Origin of the sequence: Nocardia sp. NPDC059764, from assembly GCF_042732555.1 — a bacterium.
Taxonomy (GTDB): domain Bacteria; phylum Actinomycetota; class Actinomycetes; order Mycobacteriales; family Mycobacteriaceae; genus Nocardia.
This window is the reverse complement of record NZ_JBHWHH010000213.1, coordinates 1-11,312: the sequence shown is the minus strand read 5'-3', so window position 1 is coordinate 11,312 and position 11,312 is coordinate 1. Positions and strand designations below refer to the sequence as shown.

The 11,312-nt window shown below is 67.1% G+C and carries 10 protein-coding genes; 7 read left to right on the top strand and 3 right to left on the bottom strand.

Going from position 1 to position 11,312, the window contains the following annotated elements:
* Positions 1 to 59 precede the first annotated feature (59 nt).
* Entirely contained in the window at positions 60 to 791 is a 732-nt protein-coding gene (locus tag ACFV4K_RS31370) for a S1 family peptidase (RefSeq protein WP_379279807.1), read from the bottom strand.
* A gap of 269 nt (positions 792 to 1,060) precedes the next feature.
* Here ACFV4K_RS31370 and ACFV4K_RS31365 point away from each other — a divergent pair, with 269 nt between their 5' ends.
* Both ACFV4K_RS31365 and ACFV4K_RS31360 read left to right on the top strand, forming a co-directional pair.
* Entirely contained in the window at positions 1,061 to 1,513 is a 453-nt protein-coding gene (locus ACFV4K_RS31365) for a DUF4189 domain-containing protein (protein ID WP_379279805.1), read from the top strand.
* 113 nt (positions 1,514 to 1,626) lie between these two features.
* A complete protein-coding gene (locus ACFV4K_RS31360) occupies positions 1,627 to 2,382 on the top strand; it encodes a MerR family transcriptional regulator (RefSeq protein WP_379279803.1) in 756 nt (251 codons plus the stop codon).
* 57 nt (positions 2,383 to 2,439) lie between these two features.
* Here ACFV4K_RS31360 and ACFV4K_RS31355 read toward each other — a convergent pair whose 3' ends face one another.
* Positions 2,440 to 3,006 carry a Uma2 family endonuclease gene (locus ACFV4K_RS31355; protein WP_379279802.1) on the bottom strand — a complete coding sequence of 189 codons (567 nt, stop codon included), beginning with the start codon at positions 3,004 to 3,006 and terminating at the stop codon, positions 2,440 to 2,442.
* A 137-nt stretch (positions 3,007 to 3,143) separates the two neighbouring features.
* On the bottom strand, positions 3,144 to 4,370 hold the full coding sequence (locus tag ACFV4K_RS31350) for a hypothetical protein (protein WP_379279800.1): 1,227 nt from the start codon (positions 4,368 to 4,370) through the stop codon (positions 3,144 to 3,146).
* Between the two features lie 232 nt (positions 4,371 to 4,602).
* Here ACFV4K_RS31350 and glf point away from each other — a divergent pair, with 232 nt between their 5' ends.
* Genes glf through zomB form a run of 5 tightly spaced genes read left to right on the top strand, consistent with a single transcriptional unit; the run spans position 4,603 to position 11,284 of the window.
* A complete protein-coding gene (gene glf / locus ACFV4K_RS31345) occupies positions 4,603 to 5,796 on the top strand; it encodes a UDP-galactopyranose mutase (protein ID WP_379279799.1) in 1,194 nt (397 codons plus the stop codon).
* A complete protein-coding gene (locus ACFV4K_RS31340; protein ID WP_379279797.1) occupies positions 5,796 to 7,757 on the top strand; it encodes a glycosyltransferase in 1,962 nt (653 codons plus the stop codon). The genes glf and ACFV4K_RS31340 overlap by 1 nt, the downstream gene beginning before the upstream one ends.
* Complete coding sequence (locus ACFV4K_RS31335; protein WP_379279795.1) at positions 7,754 to 8,338, top strand: phosphatase PAP2 family protein; 585 nt, start codon at positions 7,754 to 7,756, stop codon at positions 8,336 to 8,338. The genes ACFV4K_RS31340 and ACFV4K_RS31335 overlap by 4 nt, the downstream gene beginning before the upstream one ends.
* Before the next feature lie 26 nt (positions 8,339 to 8,364).
* Positions 8,365 to 9,312 (top strand): decaprenyl-phosphate phosphoribosyltransferase, encoded by a 948-nt coding sequence (locus tag ACFV4K_RS31330; RefSeq protein ID WP_379279793.1) that lies wholly within the window; start codon positions 8,365 to 8,367, stop codon positions 9,310 to 9,312.
* Between the two features lie 46 nt (positions 9,313 to 9,358).
* Positions 9,359 to 11,284, top strand: coding sequence for a flagellar motor control protein ZomB (gene zomB / locus ACFV4K_RS31325; RefSeq protein ID WP_379279808.1), 1,926 nt, complete (start codon positions 9,359 to 9,361; stop codon positions 11,282 to 11,284).
* Positions 11,285 to 11,312: the final 28 nt, after the last annotated feature.

The window sequence follows — 11,312 nt, the reverse complement described above, 5'->3', positions numbered from 1 at the left end:
GTGACCGATGATCCGGTCACGCCCCGCGGTGTTCTCCGGTTCACCCGGCGTCGAAATGCTTACGCGATGCGGAAACCCGCGCCCGCCCCGCCGTGATGGTCGATGTCGGCCAACACCGTGGTGATGTTGGTGGCCAGCTCCGGCTCGTGGATCAGGTTGCCGCCACCGGTGCACAGCGGCAGTTCGATGGTGATCGGCCCGGCCCGGAAGTCGGTGCCCGCCACCACCATGCCGACCAGCTGGTCGCCGCGCAGCACGGGCGCGCCCGAGTCACCGTGGTTGGCACACACCTGGCTACGGAAGTAGGTGGACTTGGTCTCCCACACCGGACCGCAGGTGAAACCGGTGGTGCGGCCGTTCTTGCAGACGTTCTCGCCGATCTGCGGCGGCGCGCCCACCGCGTTGATGACCGACTGCGCGACCTGACGGGTCGGGATCACCCGGTCGGCGTTGAAGACGATGATGGCCCAGTCCATCTCCTCGTCCTTCTCGGCGATGACGCCGATACCGCCGGAGCGGGTGTACTCGGCGGCGATGCGCGCGCCGACCTCACCACAGTGGCCGGCGGTCAGTCCGACCAGCTGGTTCTTGTTGTCGTAGCCCATCGCGGTGATGGTGCACTCGCTGACCGAGGTGGCGTCCTGGAGGTCTTCGACGTAGACGCCGGAGCCACCGCCGAGCGTCACCACAGGGGCGGCGTCCGCGGAGCCGGCGAACAGGAGGGCGGAGCTCACCGCAGTGACGGCCGCGGCCGCCCAGTGCAGAACTCGGGCGCGGCCCGCAGACTTCATCAGGTTTTCCCCATCCCACGAAAAATCGATTCCAGCGCGCCGAATTCGGGAGCCCGGGGGCACGCGCGTGGAGCATGTCACGCCCGCAAGTGGTTGGCAAGTCCCCACTTCCGGAGCTATTCGGAAAAGCTATGCCCGGCAGCCGGTTCCGGCGGAAACTGACTTGGCCGTGTCGGTGGCCCGTGATAGAAATCCGGCAGTGGTGATCGCACCACCGAGAGCAGTAGCGGCCCATGCGCAGCGGCCGCTGCGAAATGGGGAGAATTCGAATGGCTTTCTCGGGCAAGCTCGCCCTGACCATGTTCGTTTCCGCGGCGGCCGTACTGGTGACGTCGCTGGGGGCCGGAACCGCCAATGCCGAGCGGGGACCGGACGGTTCGCTGTACGGCACGCTCGCATTGAGCACCGACGGCGGCACCTTCTACGGCGCCGCCTGGAACTACCCGAGCTGGGGTGCCTCCGACGCGGCCGCGCTGAACAAGTGCGCCCACCGCGGCTGCAAGGTGATGGTGCAGTTCGCCAACGGCTGCGGCGCTATCGCGGAGAGCGCGGACCACTCCTACTACTACGGCGGTTCGGGCCGCAACCGCGCCGAGGCCGAGCGTGACGCCATGGACCGGCTCACCAACTGGCTGCCGTCCCCGCCGGCCATGTTCGGCAGCTCGGCCCCGCCGAAGCAGTCCGTGCACGTGCGCTACAGCGAGTGCACCGCCGGCGCGTAAGTCCCTCGAACGAGCCCCGACCGGCGCATACTGGTCGGGGCTTGACCTTGACGCTGCGTCAACTTGCATCCTGAATTCGTCGAGGAGAACGAGAGGATACGAAAGGCCGGAACGTGGCAGCCGAATGGTCCATCCAGCAATTGGCAGCGGTCGCCCGAACCACCAGCCGCACCCTGCGGCATTACGGTGAGCTCGGGTTATTGCCGCCGAGCCGGATCGGATCGAACGGTTACCGCTATTACGACCAGGAATCCCTCGTCCGGTTGCAGCGCATCCTTTTACTCCGCGAGCTCGGTCTCGGCCTTCCGGCCATCGCCGAAGTGCTCGCCGGCCAAAAGGACACCGCCGCCGCCCTGCGCACCCATCTGGAATTGCTGAAAAACGAGCAGGACCGGATCGCGCGCCAGATCGCCTCGGTGCAAACAACATTGCGCAAGACGGAAGCAGGTGCAGAACTGATGGCAGACGAGGTATTCGACGGATTCGACCACGCCCGGTACAAGGACGAGGTCATCGAACGCTGGGGCAAGCAGGCCTGGGACAGCGGCAACCAGTGGTGGAACGCCATGAGCGACGCCGAGAAGAAGGCGTTCCAGCAGGTCCACCTCGATATCGCCGCCGACTACGGCCGCGCCCATGCGGCGGGCCTGCCGGTCGACAGCGACGAGGTGCAGGCCATCGTGCAGCGCCACCACGACTGGCTCGGGGCGTCCCCGTCCGGTGGACCGGTGACCGCCCAGTACTTCAACGGTCTCGGCGACATGTACGTCGCCGACCCGCGTTTCGCGAAGAACTACGACAAGCACGGCGACGGCACCGCCGAGTATGTCCGGGACGCGATCAGGGTATTCAGCGAAGTCCGCTTGTAGTCGAAAGTTCATGCCCTGCTTACCCTTCCACTGGAGGGGAAGCAGGGCATGTGGCGTTCAGCCGCCGAGGCCGGTGAGGCCGATCTCCATATCGAAGGGCTGATCGGTGCGCAGCAGCTTTCGATGGACGTCGACGGGGGAGTACTGACCCATGGCGTCGTCCAGCCGGAAGGTGTAGACGGTGGGTTCGAAGTCCTCGGCCTCGATGCGCCAGAAGTACGGAATACCGGCGCGTGCGTAGTCCATCGGCCGGATCATCCGATCCTTGCGGCGGGTGCCTGGCGACACGATCTCGACCGCGAGGTGGACCGCGGCCTTCGGATAGACGTTCGCCTCGGGCAGCGCGGCCGCCATATCGATGACCAGAATGCCCGGCACCGGCGCGAAGTCCTCGGTGATCTCGACCGCCTGCTCCACCTCGACCGACAGCTCTGCTGGGCAGACGGACTCCATCGCAATGGCCAGATGCCGTTGGACACGGTTGTGCCAGCGCGTGGCGGACGCCATCATCACGGCCACACCGTCCTCGAGTTCGAAGCGGAAACCCGGGTCGTAGCCCGCCCGGATATCAGCGACGGTCAGCCCGCCAGGCGCGGTCTCGATGCGATGCGGCTCGGCTGTCACGGCACCTCCCAAGGTTTCTACCTCAGCGTAGACCTGCGCGAAGGCGCGTTGCGCACCATCGCGCAGGTCTCGCCCGCGTGCCGAAGCCCGTGTCGTGCGTGTCGGCATCGGGAGGCTGTCGTGTCGTCAGTATCCGGTCACGCCGCGCACATCGACTGCATGACGCCGCGCAGGATCGGCATACCGTAGGTGGTGGGCGCGAAGGCGATGGTCTGGGCGATGCCCAACGGTGTCGTGATGGCCGCGCCCACCCCGGTGAATCCGGCGATGGTGGTGCCGGCGGTGAGCAGCAGGCTCGTGGTGTCGAGGGCGAAGGTGATGAGCGCGAAGACGTTCTCCACCTTCACATCCGCGAGCGGCAGGGTGTTGAGGGCGCGGCCCTCGTAGATGTCGAAGCCCAGGTTGGCCAGGAAGGTCAGCGGCCCGTAGTCCATGGCGTCCACGATCGGGCCGAGCTGCTCGGTGCGGCGCAGCATCATGATGTCGGCGACCCGGTTCTCGTGCAGGAAGCCTTGCAGTGCATCGGCATTGGCGTTCACCGACGCCGGGTCGACGGGCAGTCCGGCCGCGGTGGTGAGGAACTTGCGGGTGCGCTCGACCAGGTCGCCGGTCTTCAGTTCGGCCAGCGTGGTGCAGGTGCCGTCGGCCTTGGTGAGCTGGTTGGCCAGGTCGATGAGCGGCTGCGGCACGTCCACGCGCTCGTCGGGCAGATCCAGTCGCAGCTTCTGATACCCGCCATTGGCATTGCAGCCCAGCGACAGCTGCGACTGCACCGACCGCGCCAGTGACTTCACGCCGTTGAACAGCGCGCCCACCACCGGCTTGAGCACGAAGCCGACGGTCGGCACCAGGCTGGACGCGAACTGGGCGGGGATCTTCACGATGCGGGTGGCGAGAATGAACACCTCGACCACGTCACGCACCTTCAGCTGCGAGAGCGCGATGGTCTTGTGCAGGTCGCCGGTCTTGACGGCGTCCAGATTGTTGACGATGTAGGTGACGATCGGGTCGTCGAGGAACTGCGTACGGTCATTGACCTCGTCGGGGCCGAGCGGCAGCAGCCCGTTGCGGTGCACGTGGATCGAGGCGACGTTCTGCCGGAAGTCCTCGACCGAGCGATCGTAAGCGGCTTGCTGTTCGGCCGGAACCACCGTGCGAATGGCCGTGGCGGCCGCGGTGATGACGTCATCGAAGGTTGCGGCGGGCTTGCCGCAGACGTCGCCGGCGTCGGCGATCTCGGCTGCCGCGAGGGTGTCGCCCTCGTCGGCGCGAGCCGGGGCCGCGCCCGGGACGAGGGCGGCCGTGCTCAGGATGGCGGTGATGGACAATGCCCCGACGAGCGGGGCGAATCGTGCGAGGCGCATGTACGTGGTCTTTCGAGGGGCCGCGCAATCACACGGCAACAAACTGGTCGGTGTTACAAATCGAGTCGATATGTAATACAGCTTTCATGACGCAACTGTCTGTCGTTTCGTGAACTCTGAGCGAAAACCCCGCGACGAATCCCATTCGCCGGGATGGCCTGCGCCACCCCTGCCCACCGCCCCCGCCGGAGCCGACGCGCGCCCCCGGGCAGTGCCGGTAGTCTGGGCGACCGTGACCGTCGCATCCCCCTTCGATCTGATCGTTGTCGGCTCCGGCTTCTTCGGGCTGACCATCGCCGAACGCACCGCCAACCTGCTCGGAAAGCGGGTTCTGGTGGTTGAACGCCGCTACCACCTGGGTGGCAACGCGTACTCGGAGGCGGATCCCGAAACCGGCATCGAAATCCACAAGTACGGCGCCCACCTCTTCCACACCTCCAACAAGCGGGTGTGGGACTACGTGAACCAGTTCACCGAGTTCACCGGGTACCAGCACCGCGTCTTCGCCAAGCACAAGGGCCAGGCGTACCAGTTCCCCATGGGCCTGGGTCTGCTCTCGCAGTTCTTCGGCCGCTACTTCACGCCCGACGAGGCGCGGGCGCTGATCGCCGAGCAGTCCGCGGAGATCGAGACCAAGGACGCCTCCAACCTCGAAGAGAAGGCCATCTCCCTGATCGGCCGCCCGCTCTACGAGGCATTCATCCGTGACTACACCGCCAAGCAGTGGCAGACCGACCCGAAGGAGCTCCCGGCCGGGAACATCACCCGCCTGCCGGTCCGCTACACCTTCGACAACCGCTACTTCAACGACGACTACGAGGGCCTGCCGAAGAACGGCTACACCGCGTGGCTGTCGAAGATGGCCGAGAACGACCTCATCGAGGTCCGTGTCGACACCGACTGGTTCGACGTGCGCGACGAGATCCGTGCCCAGAACCCGGACGCCCCGGTCGTCTACACCGGCCCGCTGGACGCCTACTTCGACTACGCCGAAGGCGAACTCGGCTGGCGCACCATCGATTTCGAGACCGAGGTGCTCGAAACCGGTGACTTCCAGGGCACTTCGGTGATGAACTACAACGACGCGGATGTCCCCTTCACCCGCATCATCGAGCCGCGCCACTTCCACCCCGAGCGCGACTACCCGACCGACAAGACGGTCATCATGCGCGAGTTCTCGCGCTTCGCCCAGACCGGCGACGAACCGTACTACCCCATCAACACCCCCGACGACCGCGCCAAGCTGCTGGCCTACCGCGAGCGTGCCAAGGCCGAGACCGCATCGGCGAAGGTGCTGTTCGGCGGCCGTCTGGGCACCTATCAGTACCTGGATATGCACATGGCCATCGGCGCCGCGCTCAGCATGTTCGACAATGTGCTGCGCCCGCACCTGGAATCCGGCGCGCCGCTGGTGGATGAGGCCTGATGACCGCCCAACTCACGCGGGAAGACATGAGCACCGAGACTCGCGCCGTATCCCTGCTCCAGCGCATCATCCTGCCCCGGCCGGGTGAACCGCTGGACGTCCGCAAGCTGTACCTCGAGGAATCCGACACCAATTCCCGTCGCGCGCATGCCATCACGCGCACCGCGCTGGCCATCGGCGCGGAGTCGGAGGTGTCGTTCTGCACCTACTTCAACGCGGTCCCGGCCAGCTACTGGCGGCGCTGGAGCGTGCTGAAGTCGGTCGTGCTGCGCCTGGAACTGTCCGGCCACGGCCGCGTCGACGTCTACCGCTCCAAGGCCGACGGCTCCCGAATCCACGTGCAGGGCAATGAGTTCAGCACGCCGGGCGAGGGCGCGGCCGCCGCGGACTTCGTCGAGTTCGAGGTGGATCTGGGCCCGTTCGAGGACGGCGGCTGGATCTGGTTCGACATCACCACCGACAGCCACGTCGAAATGCGCAGCGGCGGCTGGTACGCGCCCATCGAGGCGCCGGGTGAGGGCAGCATCGCCGTCGGCATGCCGACCTTCAACCGCCCCACCGACGCGGTCAAGACGCTGACGGCCCTCGGCTCCGATCCACTGGTGCTGGAGAAGATCGAGGCCGTCATCATCCCCGACCAGGGCACCCGCAAGGTGATCGACGAGCCCGGCTTCGCCGAGGCCGCGGCCCGCCTCGGCGGTCGGCTGGCCATCCACGACCAGCCCAACCTCGGCGGCTCCGGCGGCTACAGCCGGGTCATGTACGAGGCGCTGAAGACCACCACCGCCGAGTACATCGTCTACATGGACGACGACATCGAGATCGAGCCGGACTGCATCCTGCGCGCGCTGGCCTTCTCGCGTTTCGCCAAGTCGCCCATCCTGACCGGCGGTCAGATGCTCAACCTGCAGGAGCGCTCGCACCTGCACGTGATGGGCGAGGTGGTGGACCGCTCCATCTTCATGTGGACCGCGGCCCCCAATGTCGAGTACGACCACGACTTCGCCAAGAACCCGCTGCGCGACCGCGACAACTCCAAGCTGCTGCACCGGCGCATCGACGTCGACTTCAACGGCTGGTGGACCTGCGTCATCCCGCGCCACGTGGCGGAGGAGATCGGGCAGCCGCTGCCGCTGTTCCTCAAGTGGGACGACGCCGAATACGGTTTGCGCGCAAGGGAACACGGCTACCCGACGGTCACCCTGCCGGGCGCCGCGGTGTGGCACATGGCCTGGTCCGACAAGGACGACGCCATCGACTGGCAGGCCTACTTCCACCTGCGCAACCGCCTGGTGGTCGCCTCGCTGCACCTGCCCAACGACGGCCGCCCGATGGTGGTCAACACCATCAAGGCCACGCTGAAACACCTGCTGTGCCTGGAGTATTCGACGGTCGCCATCCAGAACGAGGCGATCCGCGACTACCTCGCCGGGCCGGGCAAGCTCTTCGAGCTGCTGCCGACCGCGCTGGGCAAGGTGCACGCCATGCGCAAGGAGTTCCCGGACGCGGTCGTGGTGCCGTCCTCCACCGAGCTGCCCCTGGCCTCACGGGCCGAGGTCGGCGCGGTCGGCGAACCGGGCAACCCGCTCGCCAAGGTGGTGCGGCTCGGCAAGGGCGTGCTGCACAACTTCCGCAAGGCCAACCCGGCGCATCACGACACCCCGCAGTTGAACGTGCCGACGCTGGACGCGCGCTGGTTCCTGCTCTCGCAGGTGGACGGTGTCACCGTCACCACCGCCGACGGCCGCGGCGTCGTCTACCGTAAGCGGGATCCGCGCAAGGCCAAGGAGCTGTTCACCGAGGCCATGCGCCTGCGCAAGGAGCTGGCCGAGCGTTTCCCGGAGGTGCGCGAGCAGTATCGTCGCGCGCACGCGCATCTCACCAGCAAGGCCGCGTGGGAGAACGTCTTCGGCATCGACGCCGCTCCCGACGCCACCCAGACGAGGAATGAGCCCAAATGACGGCTGCACAGCCAGCTTCCGGCGTGGACCGCGGACTGCACGCGGTCCCGGACGCGTCGGCGACTCCCGCCGCCGCCCCGGCCGAGGTGAAGATTCTCAACCTGGTGCAGGGCACCATCGGCCAGAACCCGGCGGTCGTGAAGGCCGCCCGCGGCATGTCCCACTTCGGTGAGCATTCGCTGGGCTGGATCGGCATCGCCGCGGTCGGCGCGCTGGTCGACAAGCCGCGCCGGCGCCAGTGGGCCGGTGTCGCGGTCGGCGCGTTCGGCGCGCACGCCGCCTCGGTGGTCATCAAGCGCGTGGTCCGCCGCCCCCGCCCGAACCATCCGTCGGTGCAGGTCAACGTGTCGACGCCGTCGAAGCTCAGCTTCCCGTCCTCGCACGCCACCTCGACCACGGCGGCGGCTGTGTTGCTCGGCCGGTTGACCGGGCTACCCTTGCCTGCGGTGCTCGTCCCGCCGATGCTGCTCTCGCGGGTGGTCCTCGGTGTGCATTACCCCTCCGACGTGCTGGCGGGTTCCGCGCTGGGCGCAGCATCAGCCGCCGCCGTGCTCGCCGCCGAAAAGAGACTCGCGAAGTGACCGCCCAGGAAGAAGCCATCGTTGACATGAGCGAAGAGCCGACCAGCACCGACCTGGCAGAGGCGGTCGTCAAGGGACCGCCGAAGACGTTGGGCGGCGGCTTGATCAAGGCCATGCGCCCGCGCCAGTGGATCAAGAACGTGCTGGTCCTGGCCGCGCCGCTGGCGGCCGGCAAGACCGCCGCGGGCGATCTGGTGATCAGCGACGTATCGGTGCTCGGGCACGTGGCCCTGGCGTTCGTGGTGTTCTGCATGGCAGCGTCGGGCATCTACCTGGTCAACGACGCCCTCGACGTGGAAGCCGATCGCGCCCACCCGACCAAGCGTTTCCGGCCCATCGCGGCCGGCGTGGTGCCGGTGAACCTGGCCTACGCGCTCTCGGCGGTCCTGCTGGTCGGCTCGGTCGTGCTGTCGTTCGCCGCGAATTGGCATCTGGCCGTGGTGATGGCGGTGTACGTCGGCATCCAGCTGGCCTACTGCTTCGGTCTCAAGCACCAGGCGGTGCTGGACATCTGCATCGTGTCGTCGGGCTTCCTGCTGCGCGCGGTCGCCGGCGGCGTCTCCTCGGATATCCGTCTGTCCCAGTGGTTCCTGCTGATCATGGCGTTCGGCTCGCTGTTCATGGCGGCCGGAAAGCGCTACGCCGAACTGAAATACGCGCTCGACACCGGTGCGAAGATCCGCAAGTCGCTGGAGTACTACACGCCGACCTACCTGCGTTTCGTCTGGACCCTGTCGGCCACCGCGGTCGTCGTGTTCTACGGTCTGTGGGCGTTCGAGCAGGATCGCGCCAAGGACACCATCTGGTTCGCCATCTCCATGATTCCGTTCGTCATCGCCATCATGCGGTACGCGGTGGACGTCGACGGCGGCGAAGCGGGTGAGCCGGAAGAGATCGCCCTGGGGGACCGGGTCCTCCAGTTCCTCGCAGTCGCCTTGATCGGAGCTCTGGGTGTCGCTGTCTATCTCACCTGACGTGGTAGAGGGAGAAGAGCGAGAGACGGGCGCGCCGACGGCACAATTGCCGGTCGGTCGCGCCCGTCGGCGTGCGGATGACTCCGCGCGCGGTGCCTCGCGACTATCCCGAGCCACGTTCATCGGTGGGATCGCACTGACCGCGACACTGTTCGCGGCCGGTGCGTGGCAACGGCGCTGGATCGCCGACGACGGCCTGATCGTTCTCCGCACGGTGCGAAACCTGCTGGCGGGCAACGGTCCGGTCTTCAATGTCGACGAACGCGTCGAGGCCAACACCAGCACGGCCTGGACCTACATCGTCTACTTCTTCAGCTGGCTGACCCAGGCCCGGCTGGAATACGTGGTGCTCGGGATCGCGCTCACGCTGTCGGTGCTGGCCATCGTGTTCGCGATGCTCGGCACCGCCCGGCTGTGGGGCGGAACGGGTTCCGCGCTGCTGCTTCCGGCGGGCGTGCTGGTCTACATCGCCCTGCCCCCGGCGCGTGACTACGCCACCTCCGGACTGGAGTCCTGCCTCGTCATCTTCTGGCTGGCGGTGCTGTGGTGGGGGATGGTGCGCTGGTCCCAGGCCGAGAAGGTGCGCCCCGCGGGCTTTCTCGCCCTCGTCTTCTTCGCCGGATTGGCCCCGCTGATCCGCCCGGAGATGACACTGGTCGGCGCGCTCGCGTTGCTCATGCTGTTCTGCGCCCCGGCGCCCGAGACCCGCTTGCGGCCCTGGCTGTTCCGGGTGCTGATCGTGGCGGTCGCGGGTCTGCTGCCCGTGGCCTACCAGATCTGGCGGATGGGCTACTACGGCCTGCCCTACCCGAACACCGCGGTGGCCAAGGACGCCGGCGGCGCGAAGTGGGGCCAGGGCCTGGTCTATCTCTGGGATCTGGTCGGGCCGTACTGGCTGTGGCTGCCGCTGCTGGTGCTGCTGGTGGCCGGTGTAGTGGTCGGGCGGCAGCGTCGCGACCAATTCTCCGGTTCCTATCACCCGGGCGAATCCCGGAAAGCCGGATGGCGCGGGCGAATTGACAGTTTCAGCCACTGGCTGCGGACCCCCGCCGCGGTGGTCGCGCTCATGCTGGGCAGCGGATTCGTGCTCACCGTCTACGAGATCCGGGTCGGCGGCGACTTCATGCACGGTCGCATGCTGCTGCCGCAGGTGTTCTGCCTGATCCTGCCCGTCGCGGTGCTGCCGCTGCGGCTGCCGCGCACGGTGGCGGCGGGCGAGACCGGAATGCGCCGACTGGATTGGGCTTTCGTGGTCGTGCTGGCCGCGTTCGCCGGGACCACGGGGTGGGCGCTGTTCGCGGCCGACACCACGGCGATCACCACCGGCACCAAGATCCGGGCCAACGGCATCGTGGACGAGCGCGTCTACTACGTGCTCAACACCGGCCACGACCACCCGATCCGCGCCGAGGACTACCTGGACTATCCGCGCATCCGCGCCATGGTCCGGGACATCGAGAATTCGAAGGACGGCGCGCTGCTGCTCAGCTCGCCCTCGTTCATGAACTGGTACCTGGTGCCCGCACCGGTCCCCGAGGGCAATCAGGAACACGTGGTGTTCTTCCTGAATCTCGGCATGACCAGCATGAACGTCCCGCTGGAGGTACGCGTCATCGATCAGATGGGCCTGGCGTATCCGCTTGCCTCGCACACCGATCGACTGACCGACGGCCGCATCGGCCACGACAAGAACCTCTACTCCGACTGGGTGGTCGTGGACACCGGCATGGTGGACAAGCACCCGTGGATGCCGTGGTTCCTGGACGAGAAGTGGACCACGCAGGCGCGGACCGCGTTGTCCTGCCCCGCCACCCAGGACATGCTGGCCTCGGTGCGCGCGCCGCTGACCTTCGACCGCTGGCGGCACAACCTGGTGCAGTCGCTCGATTTCGCCAAGTACCGGATCGATCGGGTCCCGAAGTACGAGATTCAGCGCTGCGGATTGGTCGATCCGACCGAGCCGCCGAAGTAACCGGACAGCACAGCAGCCCCGTATCCAT